The following is a 20,951-nucleotide window of genomic DNA, read 5'->3' on the forward strand; positions in this document are numbered from 1 at the left end:
GTCAGTAGATGTACGACGGGCTGAGCTCGTGGGCGCGCTGGAGATTGGTCTGTAGGCAGTCGGGATCCGGGTTCGAGTAGATCGGGGAGTAGAACAACGACTGCTGGATCACCCCGTAGCTGGTCTTGAACGTGATCATGCAGGTGATCCACCAGCGGTTGTTCCAGTCGGTGGGCTTCATGATCCAGTACTGGGCGGCGCGGTGGCCGTTGATGTCGAGCTCGACGGCGTCGGGCGGCAGCGTCTGCTCGAAGGTGCGCCACACGAACGCCTCGACAGCCATCTGGTAGTTGCCGGCGTCGTACTTGCAGCGCAGGCTGTCCTCGGCGGTCGGCGGCGTGTAGGCCAGGCCGATGCGCTGGACGACGTCGAGCGGGATGTCCCGGCACGGGTCGAAGGGGTCGGGGTCGGTGAGGTCGATCACCGGGTACTTGATCGTCGTCGTGGCGTTCGGCAACGGTGCGAAGGTCGACCGCAGGTCGACGGCCCCGGGGGCGGCGATCACGGCGGGTTTCGCCTGCCAGACCACGACCACCGCTGCGACCAGCGCACACAGCGCCGAGAACAGTCGCAGCTTGGCGACCATCGAAACCCCCTGGGTCCTGTTGGCGAACGTCCTTGTCCGGGGAGTGTAACGGGCGGCATGCCGGGGCCGGGCGAGAACTTAGAACCTGTTCTAGTTGCCGCCAGGTGACGATGCCGTGTCCACCAGTAGGCTGACGGGCTGTGACCATCGAGGAACGGCGCCCGACCTTGTGGGCGGTCAGTGACCTCCATACCGGGCACACCGGCAACAAGCCGGTCACGGAGTCGCTGCACCCGGCATCGCCGGACGACTGGCTGATCGTCGCCGGGGACGTCGCCGAACGCACCGACGAGATCCGGTGGGCGCTGGACCTGCTGCGCAAACGCTTCGCCAAGGTGATCTGGATACCGGGCAACCACGAGTTGTGGACGACGCAGCGCGACCCCATGCAGATCTTCGGCAAGGCCCGCTACGACTATCTCGTCACCATGTGCGACGAGATGGGCATCATCACGCCCGAGCACCCCTACCCGGTCTGGACCGAAGAGGGTGGTCCGGCGACCATCGTGCCGATGTTCCTGCTCTACGACTACTCGTTCCTGCCCCAGGGGGCCGGCACGAAAGCCGAGGGCTTGGCGATCGCGCGGGAGAAGAACATCGTCGGCACCGACGAGTACCTGCTCTCGGCCGAGCCGTATTCGACCCGTGACGCGTGGTGCCGCGACAGGGTGAACTACACCCGCAAGCGCCTCGAGGACCTCGACTGGATGATGCCGACGGTCCAGGTCAACCACTTCCCGATGGTGCGGGAACCCTGCGAGGCGATGTTCTACCCCGAGTTCTCGCTGTGGTGCGGCACCACTGCCACCGCCGACTGGCACACGCGCTACAACGCGATCTGTTCGGTGTACGGGCACCTGCACATCCCGCGCACCACCTGGTACGACGGCGTGCGCTTCGAAGAGGTGTCGGTGGGTTACCCGAGGGAGTGGCGCCGGCGCAGGCCCTACCGCTGGCTGCGGCAGATCCTGCCGGATCCGAAATACGCGCCCGGCTATCTCAACGAGTTCGGCGGCCATTTCCAGATCACCCAGGAGATGCGCGAGAATGCCGAGAAGATGCAACAGCGGATCAAGGACCGGGCGTGATCGCTGCGACGCTGCTGGCCGGCGTGCTGCCCGGCGAGACCGATGCCCTGGCGGCGGCCGAGTTGTACACCGACCCACGGGAACTCGCACCCCTGCCCGAAGAGGAGCCGCTGATCGCGAGGTCGGTGGCCAAGCGGCGCAACGAGTTCATCACCGTCCGCTACTGCGCCCGGCAGGCGCTCGTCGACCTCGGCCGTGAGCCGGTCCCGATCCTCAAGGGCGACAAGGGCGAACCGTGCTGGCCCGACGGTGTCGTCGGCAGCCTCACCCACTGCGAGGGCTTCCGTGGTGCGGCCGTCGGCCTGCGTACCGAGATCCGCTCGCTCGGGATCGACGCCGAACCCCACGATGTCCTGCCCCACGGAGTGCTCGACGCGATCAGCCTGCCCGTGGAGCGCCACGAGCTGGGGGCCATGCCCGACGGCGTGCACTGGGATCGGGTCCTGTTCTGCGCCAAGGAGGCCACGTACAAAGCGTGGTTCCCCCTCACGCACCGGTGGCTGGGATTCGAGGACGCCCACATCAGATTCGACGTCGACGGTTCGGGGCAGGCCGGAACCTTCACCTCCGAGATCCTGATCGACCCGGCCGCCGAATCGGGCCCGCCGTTGACCTCGCTGACCGGCCGGTGGTCGGTTCGCGACGGCATCGCGCTGACCGCAATAGTGCTGTGACCGCACCGGGTTTGGTCGTCGTCGACAAACCGGGCGGGATGACCAGCCACGACGTGGTGGGCCGGTGCCGCCGACTGTTCGGCACCCGCAAGGTCGGGCACGCAGGCACGCTGGACCCGATGGCCACCGGGGTGCTGGTCGTGGGCATCGAGCGCGCCACCAAGATCCTGGGGCTGCTCACCGCCACCGACAAGTCCTATGCCGCGACGATCCGGCTGGGCCAGACGACGTCCACCGAGGACGCCGAAGGTGAACTGCTGCACTCGGTGTCGGCCGCACACCTCACCGGGGCGCAGATCGACGCCGCGATCGCACCGCTGCGCGGGCCGATCGAGCAGGTGCCCTCGGCGGTCAGCGCGATCAAAGTCGACGGCAAGCGTGCCTACCAGAGGGCGCGCGAGGGTGAGACGGTGGAGCTGGCCGCCCGCCCCGTGCGGATCGAACGTTTCGACGTCCTCGCCGTGCGCCACGAGGGCGACGTCGTCGATGTCGACGTGGTCGTGGACTGTTCGAGCGGAACCTACATCCGCGCACTGGCGCGCGACGTCGGCGCCGCCCTGGGCGTCGGCGGGCACCTGATCGCGCTGCGCCGCACCCGCGTCGGCGGTTTCGGCCTGGACCAGGCGCGCACCCTCGATGAGCTCGCCGAGCACGCGAACCTGAGCTACTCACTCGATGAGGCGTGCCTGCAAGCATTTCCGCGACGCGAGCTCACCGACGTCGAGGTGGTCGACGTCAGCCACGGCCGGCCGCTGACCCCCGCCGGCATCGACGGCGTCTACGCGGCGACCGCACCGGACGGCCGGGTGATGGCACTGCTGCAGGACGCGGGCGCGAGGACGGCGTCGGTGGTCGTGGTCCGGCCCGCCACGCTGTAGAACTGCCGGGGTGAAGGACGACATCCTGTACTCGCCCGAGACCGCCGCGCTGCTGCTAGCCATGACGGCCCTGCAGCGCACCGCCGGGGTCGGGGCCCGGGAGGCTCTTGACCGCTCGTACGACGCGTGGGCCGAGCACGGCGGCGGAGCGTGGCAGTTCTCGGAGTTGGCGGCCCTGGTCGACCGCCTGGCCGCGGGCCGAGGAGATCAGGCGTAGAGCTGTTCGAACTGCTTGATCGACTTGTCGATGTCGCCTTTGACCGCGCGGACGGCCGCGGAACCGATCGGGCCGAACAGCGGTGCACCACCGAGGTCCATCCGCACGGTGAAGGTGCAGCCCTCACCGGTGGAGGCCACCTTCATGGTCAGCTTGTAGCGGGTGCCGCCCACGCCTTCTCCGCTGACCGCCAGCGCCGACGGCGGGTCGAACTGCTGCACCGTCCACGTCACGCGATTGCGCATGCCCTTAGCGCCGGCGACCCCGACGATCCTGGTGCCCACCCCGATCTCGTCGGGCAACTCCGAGCGCCATCCCTGGTGCATGCTCAGCCAGTCGCCGAGGGTCGACAGGTCCGACGCGTGCTGCCACGCCTTGTCGGCCGGCATCGGCAACGAGCGGGACAGTTCCAACTTGGCCATGAATGCTCCTATGCGACGACCCAGATTGCCTGTGCGGCAGGGCTTCCCAAATCGACAGTGGTTTCGTTGCCGGTGTCGGCGAGTTGGTCTCGGCTCTCGATCGCGACCGAGATCATGCCCGCGAAGTCACGCCGGGCGACGACGCGCAGTCGCGAATCGAGGCTGATGCCGACGGTGTCGAAGTAGCGGAGCATCTCCGGGTCGGCGTCGGAGATCCGCGCGACGGTGCCGGCCTCGCCGTCCTGGCAGGCCGAGAGCTGACGTGCCGGCGGCGTGGGGACCCTGCCGTCGGGGGCGGGGATCGGGTCACCGTGCGGATCCCGCGTCGGGAAGCCCAATTTGGCGTCGATGCGGTCGAGCATCCGGTCGGAGACGGCGTGTTCGAGGATCTCGGCCTCGTCGTGCACCTCGTCCCAGCCGTAGCCGAGTTCGTTGACCAGGAACGTCTCCATCAGGCGGTGCCGGCGCACCATCGCCAGCGCCGCCCGCCTGCCCGCGTCGGTCAGGGTGACCGCGCCGTATTTCTCGTGGTCGACGAGGCCCTGATCGGCGAGCTTGCGGATCGATTCGGAGGCGGTGCTGGCCGAGACGCCGATGCGATCGGCGAGGAGTTTGGTGCTGACCTTCTCGTGCGACCACTCCTGCGCGGTCCAGATGACCTTGAGGTAGTCCTGGGCGACCGTCGACAAATCGGTGGGGTTGGCCGGGTTGCCGTCAGGACTCACAAGAAGGGAGTTTAGGCAATCATCACCTGATCCGTTGGTGCCGCTCGGCTGCTATTGGCCCAGAGTTGCGTACGGGTCGTAGGCTAGCGGCGTGCAGCGCTGGCGGGGGCAGGATGAAATCCCCACAGACTGGGGACGGTGCGTCGTCACCATCGGTGTGTTCGACGGTGTCCACCGCGGACACCAGGAGCTGATCAGTCGTGCCGTCAAGGCGGGCCGGTCGCGGGGCGTTCCGACGGTGTTGATGACCTTCGACCCCCATCCGATGGAGGTCGTGTTCCCGGGGAGCCACCCCGCGCAGCTCACCACCCTCACCCGGCGCGCCGAGCTCGTCGAGGAGATGGGCATCGACGTCTTCCTCGTGATGCCGTTCACGGCCGACTTCATGAAGCTCACCCCCGAGCGCTACATCCACGAGCTGCTCGTCGAGCGGCTGCACGTGGTCGAGGTCGTCGTCGGGGACAACTTCACCTTCGGCAAGAAGGCCGCGGGCAACGTGGACCTGCTGCGCAAGGCCGGCGAGCGGTTCGGTTTCGCCGTGGACTCGCTGACGCTGGTCTCCGAAGTTGCGGAGGCCTCGCGCCAGGAGGCGGTCACGTTCTCCTCGACCTACATCCGGTCCTGTGTGGATGCGGGGGACATGGTCGCCGCCGCCGAGGCGCTCGGCCGCCCGCACCGGGTGGAGGGCGTGGTGGTCCGCGGTGACGGGCGGGGCAGGGGCCTGGGATTCCCGACCGCGAACGTGGCCCCGCCCATGTATGCGGCCATCCCGGCAGACGGCGTCTACGCCGCGTGGTTCACGGTGCTGGGGCACGGCCCGGTGGTCGGCAGCGTGACGCCGGGGGAGCGGTACCAGGCGGCGGTGTCGGTGGGCACCAACCCCACGTTCTCGGGTCGCACGCGCACGGTGGAGGCGTTCGTGCTCGACACCGACGCCGATCTCTACGGCCAGCACGTCGCCGTCGACTTCGTCGCCCGGCTGCGTGGACAGGAGCGATTCGACTCCGTGGGCGACCTCGTCACCGCGATGGGCGCCGACACCGATCGGGCCCGCACCATCCTCTCGGCACGCTAGACCTGCGGTTTCGTCGATTGGCCCCGTGCCCGAGCCCGCTGCTAGACTCCCTGCCGACCTGGCGCGTGCTGCAGTTCGCGGTGGCCGTGCCTTCGGGAAGTGACCCCAGTCGGGGATTCACCCCAATGTTCGCGGACCTATCTGATGGAGTTGTTTCGTGGCGCTCACTGCCGAACAGAAGAAGGAAATCCTGGGCCAGTACGGCCTGCACGACACCGACACCGGTTCTCCGGAGGCGCAGGTCGCGCTGCTGACCAGGCGGATCTCGGATCTCACCGAACACCTCAAGCAGCACAAGCACGACCACCACTCCCGCCGCGGCCTGCTGCTGCTGGTCGGTCGTCGTCGCCGGCTGCTGAAGTACGTCGCCCAGGTCGACGTCCAGCGCTACCGCTCGCTGATCGAGCGCCTGGGGCTGCGTCGCTGATCCCGGCCTTCCTTTCGCACTTCCGCCCCGCTGCCCCTTCGGTAGCGGGGCGGATGTGTTCGGCGCGAACGAACGGGGCCGGGGATTAGGGGTTCCGCAGGTGCCGGGATGTAGCATAGGTGCGTTCGGTCGCCCGGAGCCGCTTCGGCGGCGACATTCCTCCGGCGGCACGAACACACTTGGGTGCGGTCCTCGCAGACCCGCGTGCACCGTTCCCGCGTGACACGACATGAACCGCCTGATCGCGCGGTCTTCGGTAGTGGCTGCCGGAGGATCACTCCGGCCGCTTCGATCGACGGCCGTCGACGCATCACGGCGCGACTGCCCCGACGCCGGGGCGTCCGCATTCATCGCGTGAGCACGCGAAACCGTAGATGACCCAGAGAGGCCGTACGGACATCCATGTCTGTCGTTGAAATTGAAGACGGTGTGTACGAAGCCACCGCCGTGATCGACAACGGGAGCTTCGGCACCCGCACCATCCGATTCGAGACCGGCCGGCTGGCCCAGCAGGCCGCCGGCGCCGTCGTCGCCTACCTCGATGACGAGACCATGCTGCTGAGCGCGACCACCGCCAGCAAGCAGCCCAAGGACCACTTCGACTTCTTCCCCCTGACGATCGACGTCGAGGAGCGGATGTACGCCGCGGGACGTATCCCCGGCTCGTTCTTCCGCCGCGAGGGCCGCCCCTCCACCGACGCGATCCTGACCTGCCGCCTGATCGACCGGCCGCTGCGCCCGTCCTTCGTCAGCGGTCTGCGCAACGAGATCCAGGTCGTGGTCACGGTCCTGAGCCTGGACCCCAAGGACCTGTACGACGTGCTGGCCATCAACGCCGCGTCGGCGTCCACCCAGATCTCCGGCCTGCCGTTCTCCGGCCCGGTGGGCGGCGTGCGCGTCGCGCTGATCGACGGCCAGTGGGTCGCGTTCCCCACCGTCGAGCAGCTCGAAGGTGCGGTGTTCGACATGGTCGTCGCCGGCCGGAAGACCGATGACGATGTGGCCATCATGATGGTCGAAGCCGAGGCGACCGACAAGGTCATCGAGCTCGTCGCCGGTGGCGCGGGCGCCCCGACCGAAGCCGTCGTGGCCGAGGGCCTCGAAGCCGCCAAGCCGTTCATCGCAGCGCTGTGCGAAGCCCAGGCCGCGCTGGCCGGTGCGGCCGGCAAGGAGACCGCCGACTACCCGGTGTTCCCCGACTACCAGGAGGACGTCTACTACTCGGTGGCCTCGGTGGCCACCGACGCGCTGTCCGAGGCGCTGACGATCGCGGGCAAGAACGAGCGCAACGACCGCACCGACGAGATCAAGGTCGAGGTGCTGCAGCGGCTCGCCGAGCAGTACGCGGGCCGGGAGAAAGAGGTCGGCGCCGCGTTCCGCTCGCTGACCAAAAAGCTTGTGCGCCAGCGCATCCTGACTGATCACTTCCGCATCGACGGCCGTGGCGTCACCGACATCCGCGCGCTGTCGGCCGAGGTCGCGGTCATCCCGCGGGCGCACGGCAGCGCCCTGTTCGAGCGCGGCGAGACCCAGATCATGGGTGTCACCACGCTGGACATGGTCAAGATGGCCCAGCAGATCGACTCGCTCGGGCCCGAGACCTCCAAGCGCTACATGCACCACTACAACTTCCCGCCGTACTCGACCGGTGAGACCGGCCGCGTCGGCTCGCCCAAGCGCCGCGAGATCGGCCACGGCGCACTCGCCGAGCGGGCGCTGATGCCGGTGCTGCCGAGCGTCGAGGAGTTCCCGTACGCCATCCGCCAGGTCTCGGAAGCGTTGGGCTCCAACGGTTCCACCTCGATGGGCTCGGTGTGCGCCTCCACCCTGTCGCTGCTGAACGCCGGTGTGCCGCTGAAGGCCCCGGTCGCCGGCATCGCGATGGGCCTGGTGTCCGACGAGGTCGACGGCGAACGTCGCTTCGTCACGCTGACCGACATCCTCGGCGCCGAGGACGCTTTCGGCGACATGGACTTCAAGTGTGCGGGCACCAAGGACTTCGTCACCGCGCTGCAGCTCGACACCAAGCTCGACGGAATCCCGTCGCCGGTGCTGGCCGCCGCGCTCGCGCAGGCCAAGGACGCCCGGATCACGATCCTCGAGGTGATGGCCGAGGCCATCGACGCCCCCGACGAGATGAGCCCGTACGCACCGCGCATCACCACGATCAAGGTTCCGGTCGACAAGATCGGCGAGGTCATCGGGCCCAAGGGCAAGATGATCAACTCGATCACCGAGGAGACCGGCGCGTCGATCTCCATCGAGGACGACGGCACCGTGTTCGTCGGCGCCTCCAACGGCGAGGCCGCGCAGGCCGCGATCGACAAGATCAACGCGATCGCCAACCCGCAGCTGCCCAAGGTCGGGGAACGGTTCCTCGGCACTGTCGTCAAGACCACCGACTTCGGCGCCTTCGTGTCGCTGCTGCCGGGTCGCGACGGCCTGGTGCACATCTCGAAGCTGGGCCGAGGCAAGCGCATCAACAAGGTCGAGGATGTCGTCAAGGTCGGTGACAAGCTCCGCGTGGAGATCGCCGACATCGACAACCGCGGCAAGATCTCGCTGGTCCTCGTCGCCGAGGACGAAGTCGCAGAGGCAGCCGGCACAGAGGCACCCGCGCCCGCAGATGCCGCGGCCGCCGGCAGCTAGTTCAGGGGCGCTCCGCCGCGGCAAACGCGGCGGAGCCCTCCCTGACAAGTCCACGGCGGTGCGCCGCACCCAGCTGCCCGGTGGCCTGCGTGTGGTCACCGAGCACATCCCGTCGGTGCTGTCAGCATCGGTCGGGGTGTGGGTCAACGTCGGTTCGCGCGACGAAGGCCGCAGTGTGGCCGGTGCCGCGCACTTCCTTGAGCACCTGCTGTTCAAGTCGACCCCCACCCGCACCGCCGTCGACATCGCCCAGGCGGTCGACGCCGTCGGCGGCGAACTCAACGCGTTCACCTCGCGCGAGCACACGTGCTACTACGCCTACGTGCTGGATTCGGACCTGGCGCTGGCGATCGACCTGGTCGCCGATGTCGTGCTGAACGGCCGTTGCGCGGGGGAGGACGTCGAGGTCGAGCGAGACGTCGTCCTCGAAGAGATCGCGATGCGCGACGACGACCCCGAAGACACCCTCGGCGACGTGTTCCTGTCCGCGATGTTCGGTGACCACCCGGTGGGGCGTCCGGTCATCGGCAGCGTGGAGTCGATCTCGTCCATGACCCGAGCCCAACTGCACTCGTTCCACCAGCGCCGCTACACCCCCGACCGGATGGTGGTCGCGGTCGCCGGCAACGTCAACCACGACGAGGTCGTGGCCCTGGTCCGCGAACACTTCGGCCCCCACCTGGTCCGCGGCCGCACACCGGTGGCGCCGCGCAAGGGCGCGGGCAGGGTCAGCGGCCGGCCGACCCTGCAGGTGGTCAGCCGTGACGCCGAACAGACCCACCTTTCGCTCGGCGTGCGTACCCCCGGTCGGCACTGGGACCACCGGTGGGCGCTGTCGGTGCTCAACACCGCCCTCGGCGGAGGCCTGAGTTCTCGCCTCTTCCAACAGATCAGGGAGACCAGGGGCCTGGCCTACTCGGTGTACTCGACGGTCGACACCTTCGCCGACAGCGGGGCCCTGTCCATCTACGCCGGCTGCCTGCCCGAGCGTTTCGACGAGGTGGTCCGGGTGACCACCGACGTGCTGGCCGAGGTTGCGCGCGACGGCATCACCGCCGACGAGTGCCGCATCGCGAAGGGCTCGATGCGTGGCGGACTGGTGCTGGGACTGGAGGATTCCGGCTCCCGGATGAACCGCATCGGCCGTAGCGAGCTGAACTACGGACAGCACCGCACGATCGCGCACACGCTGTCGAAGATCGACAGCGTCACCCTCGACGAGGTCAATGCCGTGGCGCGACAGCTGCTCACCCGCCCGTTCGGCGCTGCGGTGCTCGGTCCGGTGCGAGGCAAGCGGTCGCTGCCGAGGGCGCTTCAAACCCTCGCGGGCTGACCGGTAGCCTGGCGGGCGATGACGGACTTTTCCCGACGACACGTTCTGGTCGGCGGGTTGTCGCTGGTCGCGCTCGCGGCGTGCTCGCCGCAGACCGTGCTGGCCGACCCCGCCCAGCCCCTACCCCCGGCCGCGGAGCGCCTCGACGCTCTCGGCGCACGCCACAACGCCCGAATCGGCCTCTACGCAGTCAATCTGGACACCGAGAAGAGCCTGGCCCACCGCGACGGCGAGACCTTCGCGATGTGCTCGACGTTCAAGACGTATGCGGCCGCGGCAGTGCTGCAACGAGTTCAGCAGGGCAGGCTGGCTCTGGCTGACACCGTGACCATCGCGCCGGCCGACATCCGGCCGCATTCGCCGGTGACGGAGCCCCGCGTCGGCACGGCGATGACGCTGGCCGAACTGTGCCAGGCGGCGCTGCAGCAGAGCGACAACGCCGCCGCCAACGGCCTGCTCCGGGTGCTGGGTGGCCCGCCGTCGATCACCGAGTTCGCGCGCAGCATCGGTGACGACCGCACGCGGCTCGACCGCTGGGAGGTGGAGCTCAACTCGGCGGTGCCCGGCGATCCGCGGGACACCAGCACGCCGCGGGCCCTGGGCACCGGGTACCGCACCGTTCTGACCGGCGATGTTCTGGGCCCTACGGGTCGTCAGCAGCTGGTGGACTGGATGCGGGGCAACCAGACCTCCAGCATGCGGGCCGGGCTGCCGGCCGGATACACCAGCGCGGACAAGACGGGCAGCGGCGACTACGGCACGACCAACGATGTCGGCATCGCCTTCGGGCCGGCGGGGGAGCGGGTGCTGCTGGCGGTGATGACGCGGTCGGCCACCGACGACCCGGACGCGGCGAGCCTCCGCCCGCTGATCGGCGAGGTGGCCACCCTCGCGCTGGCCGAGCTGAGCGGTCGCTAGACCAGCCTCAGCGAGTTGTCCCGCTGCAGCACAAAGAAATACGGGGCCTTGATGCCACGAAGGTCCATCGCACCCAGGACGGTCTGGTCGTCGATCTGACGGAACACGTCGTTGATGGGCAGCTGGTCATAGATCATCGTCGCGGTGTCGACGCCCCGGAAGCGGGTCGTCCGCAGACGCGCCTTCGGTCCGCGCGCCCGCAGCGCAGGCTTCAGCGTCATGATCGGGCCCGCGAAATTCTGCTTCTTCAGCGCGGGGACTTTGGTGGCCACACCCAGTCCGGCGAACGCGAGGGCCGGGTTGAGAGGCCACAGGCCGGTGCCGTCGGCGGTGGGGAAGAGCAGGGGATCGACGGACTCGCTGTCGCGGAAGTGCTTACCCCACCATCCGCTCGCGGCCAGCATGCCGTCGAGCGGATGATCGGTCGGCAGTTCGGCGCCGTGCCAGGTGCCCAGCATGAACTCCGGTTCGACGGCGGGCCGGGAATCGAACAGCGTGAGGGCGTCGGCCGTGGTGGTCGGGGCGTCGGGAAGGACGTCGGTGAGCGCGAGCATGACCGCGATATTACTTGACACCCGTCAAGTGCGGCACACTATGGGCATGGCTCCGAGGAGGGTGGGCATCGTTCCGACGAGGGTAGGCATGGTTCCGACGAGGGTGAGCCTGTGTGCCGAGGAGGGTGACCGTGCGCTCCAATGAGGTCTGCCCCTGCGGCAGCGGGACCGCCTTCGGGGCATGCTGTCTGCCCCTGCACCTGGGGGAACGGCACGCCGCCAGCGCCGAACAGCTGATGCGGTCGCGGTACAGCGCGTACGTGGTCGGCGACAGCGCCTACGTGTGGCGGACGTGGCACCCGCGTACCCGGCCTGCGGAGGTCAACGACCTGGAGGTGACCTGGCGGCGGCTGGAAATCCTGGACCGGGTGGCGGGTCAGGCCGGCGACGACGTCGGTGAGGTGGAGTTCCGTGCACATCACCGCGTCGGGGTGCTGCACGAACGGTCGCGGTTCGAAATGCGAGCGGGGCGGTGGTTCTACGTCGACGGTGATCTGCTCGACTGATCTCCATGCCGGGGTTTCATCGCCCGGCCGGCATCGCGGGGACGCCGACCGGGCGAGAGGGGGATGGTCGTCAGGCCAGCAGGTCGGCCGGGTCGGTGAAGGGCAGGTCGAGATCGGCGGCGACCTGCTCGGACAACAGCGCGCCCTCGTGGGTCGAGAGGCCCTTGGCCAGTGCGGCATCGCCCCGGCAGGCCTCCAGCCAGCCCTTGCCGGCCAGCTTCAGCACGTACGGCAGGGTCGCGTTGGTCAGTGCGTAGGTCGAGGTGCGGGGCACCGCGCCCGGCATGTTGGCCACGCAGTAGAAGACGGTGTCGTGCACCGGGAACGTCGGATCGTCGTGCGTCGTCGGGCGGGAGTCCTCGAAGCAGCCGCCCTGGTCGATGGCGATGTCCACCAGCACTGCGCCCGACTTCATCGCTGCCACAGTCGAATTGGTGACAAGCTTGGGTGCCTTCGCGCCGGGGACCAGCACCGCGCCGATCACGAGGTCGGCGCCCTTGACAGCGTCTTCGAGGTCGAGCATCGACGAATACCGCGTCTCGATGCTGCCGTTGAATTCGTTGTCGATCTTGCGCAGGGTGTTGATGTTGACGTCGAACACGTTGACGTGGGCACCCATCCCCTTGGCGATGCGCGCGGCGTTGTACCCGGCCACGCCACCGCCGATCACGACGACCTCGGCCGGGGCGACGCCGGGCACACCTCCCATGAGGACGCCGCGGCCGCCGTGGCTGCGCATCAGGTGGTAGGCGCCGACCTGTGCGGAGAGGCGTCCGGCGACCTCGCTCATCGGGGCCAGAAGCGGCAGTGCGCCCTCGGCGGTCTGCACGGTCTCGTACGCGATCGACGTGGTGCCGGACGCCATCAGCGCATCGGTGCACGGCGTGGACGCGGCCAGGTGCAGGTAGGTGAACAGTGTCTGGCCCTTGCGCATCTTCGCGTACTCGGGCTCGATGGGCTCTTTGACCTTGAGCAGCAGTTCGGCCTCGGCCCACACCTCGTCGGCACCGTTGATCATCTGCGCACCGGCGCGCTTGAAGTCGGCGTCCGAAATCGCGGAGCCCTCGCCGGCGCCGGCCTGGATCAGGACGTCGTGGCCACGCTGCACCAGTTCGGCGACACCGGACGGGGTGATCGCGACACGGAATTCGTTGTTCTTGATCTCGGTCGGGATGCCGACACGCATGATCGCTCCTCAATCGGGGATTTGTTCTCTCCAGTCTGAAGAAACGTCGATGAGATGGCAATCGCGACGTCAATAATTCAGTAAAGTGCGGTCATGGTGGAAGATCAGTCGGAATTCGATCCCGGTCGCACGGAGCGTCCGAAGAATGTTCGGGCGGTCGCGATCGATGACGTCGACAGACGGATCCTGACCGCGCTGCACGACGATGCCCGTATGTCCAACAGCGCTCTGGCCGAACTCGTCGGCGTGGCCCCCTCGACCTGTCACGGCCGGGTGCGCCGGCTGCAGGACCTGGGTGTCATCCGGGGGTTCTACGCCGACATCGACCCCTCGGCGATCGGTCTCACCCTGCAGGCGATGATCTCGGTCAGCCTGCAGTCGAACTCACGCGGCAAGATCCGCAACTTCATCCAGACCATCCGCCGCAAACCGCAGGTGATGGATGTGTATTTCCTCGCGGGGGCCGATGACTTCATCCTGCATGTCGCCGCCCGCGACACCGACGATCTGCGCGCGTTCGTGGTGGAGAACCTCAACGCCGACGCCGATGTCGCCGGCACGCAGACCTCGCTGATCTTCGAGCATCTGCGCGGCGCCTCGCCGCTGTGATCAGGCGGGCGTCAGCGTGACGTTGTGGAGGGCCACCGCCACGTCGCTGGGCAGGATGTCGACGAACGTCGGAGCGTTGCGCTGCGCCGGTGCGGTCGCGATGATGTTGCCCGGAAACGTTGGCGCACAGGGGAAGTTGCTGCAGCGGAACCACAGGCCGGGAGGGCTCTGGTACGGCTGCATACTGGGCGACTGGTCTACCCGATAGCGCCCCGGCGGGATGAAGGTGGTGGCCCAGCCGTCGCGTGGCTGGGTGGTGACACCGAACACCCCGTTGCTTCCGTACGGCACCGCGTTCGCCGGAATCGCCGGCAGCGCCGAACCCATCAGCGTGCAGACGGCCGCGGCGGCGAGCATCGACGATCGCCGGAATGTGCACCTCATTTTCTGAGGCTAGACCGCACCGCGGGCCCGCGTCCCCGTCTTGGGGGAGGAGGTGTTTCAGGGTGTACCTGCCCCGGTGGCGGCGAGGAGCCCGGTGCCCGCCGACCGCTAGGGTGAGCGGATGCGAGTCGGAGTGCTGGGCGCCAAGGGCAAGGTGGGCGCAACGATGGTGGCGGCCGTCGAATCCGCCGAGGATCTCGTCTTCACCACCGGGGTGGACGCCGGGGACGCGCTGTCGGCGCTGACCGACAGCAGTACCGAGGCGGTCATCGACTTCACGCACCCCAGCGTCGTGATGGACAACCTGAAGTTTCTGATAGACAACGGCATTCACGCCGTCGTCGGCACGACCGGCTTCACCGACGAACGCCTCGATCAGGTGAGGGAGTGGGTGTCGGCCCAGCCCGGCGTGTCGGTCCTGATCGCCCCGAACTTCGCGATCGGCGCCGTCCTGTCCATGCACTTCGCCCAGCAGGCCGCGAAATACTTCGAATCGGTCGAGGTGATCGAGCTGCACCACCCGCACAAGGCTGACGCCCCGTCGGGAACCGCTGTGCGCACCGCCCGCCTCATCGCCGAAGCGCGCAAAGGGATGCCGCCCAATCCCGACGCGACCAGTACGGGACTGGAGGGCGCCCGGGGAGCCGACGTCGACGGCGTCCCCGTCCATTCCGTGCGGCTCGCGGGCCTGGTCGCGCACCAGGAAGTGCTGTTCGGGACCCTCGGCGAGACGCTGACCATCCGCCACGACAGCATCGACCGGACCTCGTTCGTTCCCGGCGTCCTGCTCGCCGTCCGCAAGATCGACCAGTTCCCCGGCCTGACCATCGGCATCGAGCCGCTCCTCGACCTGGCATGAGCGACGGAGCCCGGGCTCTGCGCACGCAGCTGCTGATCGGATTCATGTGCGCCGCGCTGATCGTGTATTTCGTGCTGCTGGGTCGGACCGCGCTGTTGCTCATCGCCTCGGGTGAGATCGCACCCATCGGGCTCGGCATCGGCATCCTGCTTCTCCCGATAGTCGGCCTGTGGGCGATGGTGGCGACCCTGCGTGCCGGTCTCGCGCATCAACGTCTGGCGCGCAAGGCCCGCGAGGGCGGGATGGAGCTCGACGTGAACGACCTACCGCGCCGGGCTTCCGGCCGGATCGAGCGCGACGCCGCCGATGCGCTGTTCCACCGGGTGCGCGAGGAGTTGGAAGCCGACCCCGACAACTGGCTGCGGTGGTACCGGCTCGCGCGCGCCTACGACTATGCCGGGGATCGCTCTCGTGCCCGGGAGACGATGAAAAAGGCTGTGCAGATGGAGGAGTCGGCGCGATGAGCAAGACGCTGCTGATCATCCACCACACCCCCTCTCCGCACTGTCACGAGATGTTCGACGCGGTGCTCGCGGGTGCCACCGATCCCGACATCGAGGGCGTGGACGTTCTGCGCAGGCCGGCGCTGACCGTGTCACCGGCAGAGATGCTCGCGGCCGACGGCTATCTCCTCGGAACGCCGGTCAACCTCGGATACATCAGCGGCGCACTGAAACACGCGTTCGACAGCGCCTACTACCCGCTGCTCGATGCCACCGGGGGCCGGCCGTTCGGCGTCTACCTGCACGGCAACGAGGGCACCGAAGGCGCCGAGCGCGCCCTCGACGGGATCACCGCCGGGCTGGGGTGGGAGCGTGTCGCCGAGACCGTCGTGGTGTCCGGTAAACCGGCCAAAACCGATGTCGAACGGTGCTGGAACCTCGGCGCAACGGTCGCCGCAGCCTTGATGGCCTGATCCGACGCACGGGTCCGGCGCCCGGGCCCGTGTTCGCCTCCCGCCACACGAATCGGCCGATACCGCGGCCGCAGCGGCGCATCACTGGCACTGTCCAGGTGACGAGATCGGCTGCCGGTGGCGGATCTGCGCTCTGACTCGGAGGAAAGCCGTGACTGCACCAGCTGGACGTCTCCGTGGCAAGTCGGCGGTCATCACCGGGGCGGCGATGGGCATCGGCCGGGCCACCGCCGAGGTCTTCGCACGCGAGGGAGCCCGTCTGATCGTGACGGACATACAACGCGAACCGCTGCTCGGCGTGGCCGAGGAATTACGCAGCGGCGGCGCCGACGTCGACGTCGTCGCCGGTGATGTGTCGGTCGAGGACGACGCGCGGCGGATGATCGCGGCCGCCGTCGACCGCTACGGGCGGATCGACGTGCTCGTGGCCAACGCAGGCATCATCCCGCTGGGCGACGCGACCGAGGTGACGGCTGCGGCCTGGGACGAGGTCATGGCGATCGACGGGCGAGGCATGTTCCTCACGTGCAAGTTCGCGATCGAAGCCATGGTGGCGACCGGTGGCGGCGCCATCGTGTGCCTGTCCTCGATCTCGGGACTGGCCGGCCAGAAGCGGCAGGCGGCGTACGGGCCGGCCAAATTCGTCGCCACCGGCCTGACCAAGCACCTGGCGGTCGAGTGGGCTGACCGCGGCATCAGGGTGAACGCCGTGGCGCCGGGGACGATTCGCACCGAGCGGGTCAGCCGGCTCCCCGAGGAGCCGGGCGGCGCGGAGTACCTGGCAGACATCGAGCGCATGCACCCGATCGGTCGGCTGGGCGAACCGGGGGAGGTGGCCAACGTCATCGCCTTCCTGGCCTCCGACGAAGCGTCCTTCGTCACCGGCGCCGTGGTGCCCGTCGACGGGGGATTCCTGGCGCAGTGACGTCTCGCACCGGGTCGCCGACCGGCGTGAACGGGCCGGACGGCTCGTTCAGAAGCGTAGATTGTGGACGCCCACCGGGGAGGCGATCCTGGACAACAGGCGTGAGCCCCCGATCCGAGGCCGGACGACGGAGGAAAACTCATGCCGGGTATCGCCGAACTGGCCCTCGCGGGAGCGCCCATTGCGGGTGGAGCACTGCTCGGCCTGGCCGCCGGCAACCTCAGGACGCCCGACATCCGCGCGTCGATCGCTGCGGACATGGATCTGCTGGAGCGGATCCCGCAGGATCAGGTCCACCGCAGGGCCGAGTTGCAGCGGGTCATCGACCTGCGCATCGACGGGGTGATCGCCGCGGTGGACAAGAACCGCGAGATGCGCGAGCTCGCGGCGTCCTACCAGGGCAACTGGCGCGACATCGTCGTGTTCATCTGCGCGATCCTGTTCACCGTCATCTGGTGGAACGTCGAGCACAGCCGAGCCAACTGGCTGCTCATGTTCGTCGTCCTGATCGTGCTGTCACTTCTTGCCGGCGTCTATGCCGCTCGCGGCGTCGCACGGGCACTCACGTCGGTTCTGCATTCGCGGCGTAGCGCGTCCTCCTGAGAGTCCTGCGTCGAAAGGGCCTCCGCCGCCGGGACTTTCAGCGCAGATGGGTTCCGAAGAACGACTGCATGGCGTCCCAGTGCTGCTCCGCGGCAGCCTCGTCGTACGGCGCGTTGTCGGGCACCGCGAAGCCGTGCTCGGCGGGATACCACACGATGGTGTGCTCGACGCCTGCCGCGCTCAGCGCCTTGTCCAGGGTGTCGCCGTTCGAGACGGTGAACGACCTGTCGTTGCGGGCCGCCCCGACGTAGACCGCGGCGCGCATCTTCTCGGCGAGCAGGTGGGGACTTCCGGCGTCGTCGGAGGCCAGGCCGCCGCCGTGGAATGACATCGCGGCGCTCACGCGCTCGGGCACACGGCCGGCCACCACGAGCGAGGTGCGTCCGCCCATGCAGTACCCCGTCGTCCCGAACGATTCACCGCCGACCTCCGGGCGCGAGGCCAGGTAGTCGAACAGGGAGGTCGCATCCGAGGCCATGATGTCCGGCGTCACCTTGGCGATCATCCCGAACAGTCGCCGGCGTTCGGCGTCGTCGCCGAACACCGTCGCCATCTCGAACGGCGCCCAGTCGCCGTCGCGGTAGTACACGTCGGGTACCAGCACGGCGTAGCCGTAGCCGGCGAGCCTGTCGGCCATGGTCCGGAACGTCTCCCTGGCCCCGCCGGCATCCGGGTAAAGGACGACGCCCGGCCACGGGCCGTCTCCGCCGGGAGTGTGCAGGGTGACGGGGCAGGAACCGTCAGCGGTCGTGACGGTGTCGGCGATGCGCGGCATGGGTCCGTTCTACTCCCGCCCTCTGGCCGTAAGCTGAGGGGCGTGCCGATCGCCACGCCGTACGAGGATCTGTTGCGTCTGGTGCTCGATACGGGGATCCCGAAATCGGACCGCACCGGTACGGGCACCCGGAGCCTGTTCGGCCACCAGATGCGCTACGACCTGAACGCAGGGTTCCCGCTGATCACCACCAAGAAGGTGCACACGAAGTCGATCGTCTACGAGCTGCTGTGGTTCCTGCGGGGTGACTCGAATGTGCGCTGGCTGCAGGACCACGGTGTGACGATCTGGGACGAATGGGCCTCTCCGACAGGGGATCTCGGTCCGGTCTATGGGGTGCAGTGGCGGTCGTGGCCGACGCCGTCGGGCGAGCACATCGACCAGATCGCCGCGGCGCTGGACCTGCTGCGCCGTGATCCGGACTCCCGGCGCAACATCGTCTCGGCCTGGAACGTCGGCGAGATCCCGCAGATGGCGCTCCCGCCGTGTCACGCGTTCTTCCAGTTCTATGTCGCCGAGGGGCGGTTGAGCTGCCAGCTCTACCAGCGCAGCGCCGACCTGTTCCTCGGCGTGCCGTTCAACATCGCCAGCTATGCGCTGCTCACCCACATGATGGCGGCGCAGGCCGGCCTCGGGGTCGGCGAATTCGTGTGGACCGGCGGTGACTGCCACATCTACGACAACCATGTCGAGCAGGTGACCGAACAGCTGTCCCGCGACCCCCGCCCCTATCCCGAACTCGTTCTCGCGCCGCGGGATTCGATCTTCGACTACACCTATGAGGACGTCGTCATCAAGAGTTATGACCCGCATCCGGCGATCAAGGCCCCGGTGGCGGTATGAGGACTGCTGGCAGGTCCGAATCAACGGACGCGAGGACTGCTGGCAGGTCCGAATCAACGGACGCGAGGACTGCTGGCAGGTCCGAATCAACGGGTATGAGGGCACCCCAGCTGACCATGATCTGGGCGCAGTCGAGCTCCGGGGTCATCGGGCGCGGCAACGGCATCCCGTGGCAGGTGCCCGAGGACATGGCCCGCTTCAAGGAACTGACGATGGGTCAGACGGTGATCATGGGCAGGCAGACGTGGGAGTCGCTGCCCGCGAAGTTCCGGCCGCTGCCGGGACGCCGGAATGTCGTACTGACCCGCCAGGCTGATTACGTGGCAGACGGCGCAGAGGTCATCACGTCGCTGGAGGACGCCCCGCTCGACGGCGCATGGGTGATCGGCGGGTCGCAGATCTACGGTCTGGCGATGCCGTTGGCCACCCGGTGCGAGGTCACCGAGGTCGACGTCGACCTGCGCAGGGAGGACGACGACGCCCTGGCGCCGCTTCTCGACGAGGCCTGGGTCGGCACTGAAGAGGACTGGCGCGACAGCTCGTCGGGGCTGCGCTACCGGTTCTACAGCTTTCAAAGGAAATGAGACTCACCGCTGCGCAGGCGCGGCGGGCCGCGGTCGCCGCGCAGGGGTTTCGCGAATCGAAGCCGGCGGGCGCGGTGAGCCGCGCACACCTCAAGAAACTGATCGCGCGGCTGCAGGTGCTACAGCTGGACTCGGTCTCGGTCGCCGTGCGCGCCCACTACGCGCCGGTGTTCAGCCGGCTCGGCCCCTATGACCGCGACATCCTGGATCGGGCCGCATGGAGCCACTCCGCGCGGTCGCCGCGACTGCTCGTCGAGTACTGGGCCCACGAAGCAGCGCTGATGGCCGTCGACGACTGGCCCCTGTTGCGCTGGCGGATGCAGGAGTACGTCCACGGCCGTTGGGGCGTCGAGATCGTCAAGAAGAACGCCGCACTCGCCGACGACATCGTGGCGGCCGTCGCGGCGCTCGGGCCTTCGACGGCCGGACAGATCGAGGCGTACCTGGAGTCCGAACCGCGGGGGCGGAAGGGGCCGTGGTGGGACCGCAGCGACACCAAGTGGGTCGCCGAGGCGCTGTGGTCGGCGGGTGTGCTGACCACGGCCACCCGGGTCGGCTTCGCCCGGCACTACGACCTCACCGAGCGGGTCCTGCCCGCCGACGTCGTGAACCGTCACGTCGAGGAGCCAGACGCGGTGCGCGAGCTGACGCGCAAGGCGGCGACCGCACTCGGCATCGCCACCGAAGCAGACCTTCGGGACTACTTCCGGTTGAACGCGCGGCAGGTGAAGCCGGCGATCGCCGACCTCGTCGCGGCCGGTGATCTCGAACCCGTCGAGGTCGAGGGCTGGACGGCGCCGGCGTATCTGCGCGCCGGCCAGACGGTGCCTCGCCGTGATCGCGGGACGGCGTTGCTGTGCCCGTTCGATCCACTGATCTTCTTCCGCCCGCGGGTCGAGCGGCTCTTCGGCGGGTTCCACTACCGGATCGAGATCTACACCCCCGCTCCGAAGCGCCGTTTCGGCTACTACGTGTGGCCGTTCCTGCTGGACGGGGACCTCGTGGGCCGCGTCGATCTCAAAGCAGACCGGGTGTCGGGTGCGCTGCAGGTGCTCGGGGCGTTCAGTGAGGACGGTCGCGACCGCGGACGCATCGCCGCCGGGCTCGTCGGCGAACTGCAGTCGATGGCCGCCTGGCTCGGGCTCAGCGACGTGTCCGTGGGGGATCGGGGCGATTTGGTCGACCCGTTGCGCGCTGCGTTGGTTAGCTGACGGC

The 20,951-nt window shown here is 68.5% G+C and carries 26 protein-coding genes; 19 read left to right on the forward strand and 7 right to left on the reverse strand.

The genetic code is table 11. From position 1 onward, the window contains the following. Position 1 precedes the first annotated feature (1 nt). Positions 2-586: a DUF3558 domain-containing protein gene (locus tag FHR72_RS07870; protein WP_183467389.1), complete on the reverse strand. Its 585-nt coding sequence runs from the start codon at positions 584-586 to the stop codon at positions 2-4. Positions 587-726: 140 nt separating this feature from the next. On the opposite strand from FHR72_RS07870, the gene FHR72_RS07875 reads away from it, so the two are divergent. Genes FHR72_RS07875 through FHR72_RS07890 form a run of 4 tightly spaced genes read left to right on the forward strand, consistent with a single transcriptional unit; the run spans position 727 to position 3,443 of the window. After that, on the forward strand, positions 727-1,674 hold the full coding sequence (locus tag FHR72_RS07875) for an ACP phosphodiesterase PptH (protein ID WP_183467390.1): 948 nt from the start codon (positions 727-729) through the stop codon (positions 1,672-1,674). Beyond that, positions 1,671-2,348: a 4'-phosphopantetheinyl transferase PptT gene (gene pptT, locus FHR72_RS07880; RefSeq protein WP_183467391.1), complete on the forward strand. Its 678-nt coding sequence runs from the start codon at positions 1,671-1,673 to the stop codon at positions 2,346-2,348. The genes FHR72_RS07875 and pptT overlap by 4 nt, the downstream gene beginning before the upstream one ends. Further along, positions 2,345-3,226 carry a tRNA pseudouridine(55) synthase TruB gene (gene truB / locus FHR72_RS07885; RefSeq protein ID WP_183467392.1) on the forward strand — a complete coding sequence of 294 codons (882 nt, stop codon included), beginning with the start codon at positions 2,345-2,347 and terminating at the stop codon, positions 3,224-3,226. The genes pptT and truB overlap by 4 nt, the downstream gene beginning before the upstream one ends. Positions 3,227-3,236: 10 nt before the next feature. Then, positions 3,237-3,443 (forward strand): hypothetical protein, encoded by a 207-nt coding sequence (locus tag FHR72_RS07890; protein ID WP_183467393.1) that lies wholly within the window; start codon positions 3,237-3,239, stop codon positions 3,441-3,443. Here the strand turns inward: FHR72_RS07890 and FHR72_RS07895 are convergent. Together FHR72_RS07895 and mntR are read right to left on the reverse strand one after the other, a co-directional pair. After that, the gene (locus FHR72_RS07895) at positions 3,434-3,865 is read right to left on the reverse strand and encodes a type II toxin-antitoxin system Rv0910 family toxin (protein ID WP_183467394.1); all 432 of its coding nucleotides are present in this window, start codon (positions 3,863-3,865) and stop codon (positions 3,434-3,436) included. The genes FHR72_RS07890 and FHR72_RS07895 overlap by 10 nt on opposite strands. Positions 3,866-3,873: 8 nt before the next feature. Continuing rightward, positions 3,874-4,590, reverse strand: a complete 717-nt coding sequence (gene mntR / locus FHR72_RS07900; RefSeq protein ID WP_183467395.1) for a manganese-binding transcriptional regulator MntR — start codon at positions 4,588-4,590, stop codon at positions 3,874-3,876. A gap of 91 nt (positions 4,591-4,681) precedes the next feature. Here mntR and FHR72_RS07905 point away from each other — a divergent pair, with 91 nt between their 5' ends. The 5 genes from FHR72_RS07905 (at position 4,682) to bla (ending at position 10,992) form a co-directional block, all read left to right on the forward strand. Then, positions 4,682-5,665: a bifunctional riboflavin kinase/FAD synthetase gene (locus tag FHR72_RS07905; protein WP_183467396.1), complete on the forward strand. Its 984-nt coding sequence runs from the start codon at positions 4,682-4,684 to the stop codon at positions 5,663-5,665. 157 nt (positions 5,666-5,822) lie between these two features. Beyond that, positions 5,823-6,092, forward strand: coding sequence for a 30S ribosomal protein S15 (rpsO, locus tag FHR72_RS07910; RefSeq protein ID WP_183467397.1), 270 nt, complete (start codon positions 5,823-5,825; stop codon positions 6,090-6,092). A gap of 402 nt (positions 6,093-6,494) precedes the next feature. Beyond that, a complete protein-coding gene (locus tag FHR72_RS07915; RefSeq protein ID WP_183467398.1) occupies positions 6,495-8,741 on the forward strand; it encodes a polyribonucleotide nucleotidyltransferase in 2,247 nt (748 codons plus the stop codon). Then, positions 8,719-10,074 (forward strand): M16 family metallopeptidase, encoded by a 1,356-nt coding sequence (locus FHR72_RS07920; RefSeq protein ID WP_183467399.1) that lies wholly within the window; start codon positions 8,719-8,721, stop codon positions 10,072-10,074. Before FHR72_RS07915 ends, FHR72_RS07920 begins: the two co-directional genes overlap by 23 nt. Positions 10,075-10,092: 18 nt before the next feature. Next, positions 10,093-10,992 carry a class A beta-lactamase gene (gene bla / locus FHR72_RS07925; RefSeq protein WP_183467400.1) on the forward strand — a complete coding sequence of 300 codons (900 nt, stop codon included), beginning with the start codon at positions 10,093-10,095 and terminating at the stop codon, positions 10,990-10,992. Here the strand turns inward: bla and FHR72_RS07930 are convergent. Further along, positions 10,989-11,546 carry a DUF4334 domain-containing protein gene (locus FHR72_RS07930; RefSeq protein ID WP_183467401.1) on the reverse strand — a complete coding sequence of 186 codons (558 nt, stop codon included), beginning with the start codon at positions 11,544-11,546 and terminating at the stop codon, positions 10,989-10,991. The two genes, bla and FHR72_RS07930, sit on opposite strands and share 4 nt — an antisense overlap. Positions 11,547-11,677: 131 nt before the next feature. Here FHR72_RS07930 and FHR72_RS07935 point away from each other — a divergent pair, with 131 nt between their 5' ends. Continuing rightward, the gene (locus tag FHR72_RS07935; protein WP_183467402.1) at positions 11,678-12,052 is read left to right on the forward strand and encodes a YchJ family protein; all 375 of its coding nucleotides are present in this window, start codon (positions 11,678-11,680) and stop codon (positions 12,050-12,052) included. A gap of 70 nt (positions 12,053-12,122) precedes the next feature. Here FHR72_RS07935 and ald read toward each other — a convergent pair whose 3' ends face one another. Next, positions 12,123-13,238, reverse strand: coding sequence for an alanine dehydrogenase (ald, locus tag FHR72_RS07940; RefSeq protein WP_183467403.1), 1,116 nt, complete (start codon positions 13,236-13,238; stop codon positions 12,123-12,125). Positions 13,239-13,331: 93 nt separating this feature from the next. Between ald and aldR the strand changes: the two genes are divergently transcribed. Further along, positions 13,332-13,847: an HTH-type transcriptional regulator AldR gene (gene aldR / locus FHR72_RS07945; RefSeq protein ID WP_183467404.1), complete on the forward strand. Its 516-nt coding sequence runs from the start codon at positions 13,332-13,334 to the stop codon at positions 13,845-13,847. On the opposite strand, the gene FHR72_RS07950 is transcribed toward aldR, so the two are convergent. Next, the gene (locus FHR72_RS07950; protein ID WP_396888413.1) at positions 13,848-14,231 is read right to left on the reverse strand and encodes a hypothetical protein; all 384 of its coding nucleotides are present in this window, start codon (positions 14,229-14,231) and stop codon (positions 13,848-13,850) included. It abuts the gene before it with no gap. A 121-nt stretch (positions 14,232-14,352) separates the two neighbouring features. On the opposite strand from FHR72_RS07950, the gene dapB reads away from it, so the two are divergent. The 5 genes from dapB (at position 14,353) to FHR72_RS07975 (ending at position 17,534) form a co-directional block, all read left to right on the forward strand. Continuing rightward, positions 14,353-15,090 (forward strand): 4-hydroxy-tetrahydrodipicolinate reductase, encoded by a 738-nt coding sequence (gene dapB, locus FHR72_RS07955; protein ID WP_183467405.1) that lies wholly within the window; start codon positions 14,353-14,355, stop codon positions 15,088-15,090. Continuing rightward, a complete protein-coding gene (locus FHR72_RS07960) occupies positions 15,087-15,554 on the forward strand; it encodes a hypothetical protein (RefSeq protein ID WP_183467406.1) in 468 nt (155 codons plus the stop codon). Before dapB ends, FHR72_RS07960 begins: the two co-directional genes overlap by 4 nt. Beyond that, positions 15,551-16,006, forward strand: coding sequence for a flavodoxin family protein (locus tag FHR72_RS07965; protein WP_183467407.1), 456 nt, complete (start codon positions 15,551-15,553; stop codon positions 16,004-16,006). Before FHR72_RS07960 ends, FHR72_RS07965 begins: the two co-directional genes overlap by 4 nt. A 151-nt stretch (positions 16,007-16,157) precedes the next feature. Then, positions 16,158-16,931 carry an SDR family NAD(P)-dependent oxidoreductase gene (locus FHR72_RS07970; protein ID WP_183467408.1) on the forward strand — a complete coding sequence of 258 codons (774 nt, stop codon included), beginning with the start codon at positions 16,158-16,160 and terminating at the stop codon, positions 16,929-16,931. 141 nt (positions 16,932-17,072) lie between these two features. Continuing rightward, positions 17,073-17,534, forward strand: coding sequence for a hypothetical protein (locus FHR72_RS07975; RefSeq protein ID WP_183467409.1), 462 nt, complete (start codon positions 17,073-17,075; stop codon positions 17,532-17,534). 37 nt (positions 17,535-17,571) lie between these two features. Here the strand turns inward: FHR72_RS07975 and FHR72_RS07980 are convergent, their stop codons facing one another. Next, complete coding sequence (locus tag FHR72_RS07980; RefSeq protein ID WP_183467410.1) at positions 17,572-18,309, reverse strand: dienelactone hydrolase family protein; 738 nt, start codon at positions 18,307-18,309, stop codon at positions 17,572-17,574. Between the two features lie 42 nt (positions 18,310-18,351). On the opposite strand from FHR72_RS07980, the gene FHR72_RS07985 reads away from it, so the two are divergent. The 3 genes from FHR72_RS07985 to FHR72_RS07995 all read left to right on the forward strand — a co-directional run bounded on the left by FHR72_RS07985 (position 18,352) and on the right by FHR72_RS07995 (position 20,947). Further along, positions 18,352-19,152: a thymidylate synthase gene (locus FHR72_RS07985; RefSeq protein WP_183467411.1), complete on the forward strand. Its 801-nt coding sequence runs from the start codon at positions 18,352-18,354 to the stop codon at positions 19,150-19,152. A 95-nt stretch (positions 19,153-19,247) separates the two neighbouring features. Continuing rightward, positions 19,248-19,736: a dihydrofolate reductase gene (locus FHR72_RS07990; RefSeq protein ID WP_183467412.1), complete on the forward strand. Its 489-nt coding sequence runs from the start codon at positions 19,248-19,250 to the stop codon at positions 19,734-19,736. Then, a complete protein-coding gene (locus FHR72_RS07995; protein WP_183467413.1) occupies positions 19,733-20,947 on the forward strand; it encodes a winged helix-turn-helix domain-containing protein in 1,215 nt (404 codons plus the stop codon). The genes FHR72_RS07990 and FHR72_RS07995 overlap by 4 nt, the downstream gene beginning before the upstream one ends. Positions 20,948-20,951: the final 4 nt, after the last annotated feature.

The organism is Mycolicibacterium iranicum (assembly GCF_014190915.1).
In the GTDB taxonomy this organism is placed as follows: Bacteria; Actinomycetota; Actinomycetes; order Mycobacteriales; family Mycobacteriaceae; genus Mycobacterium; species Mycobacterium iranicum_B.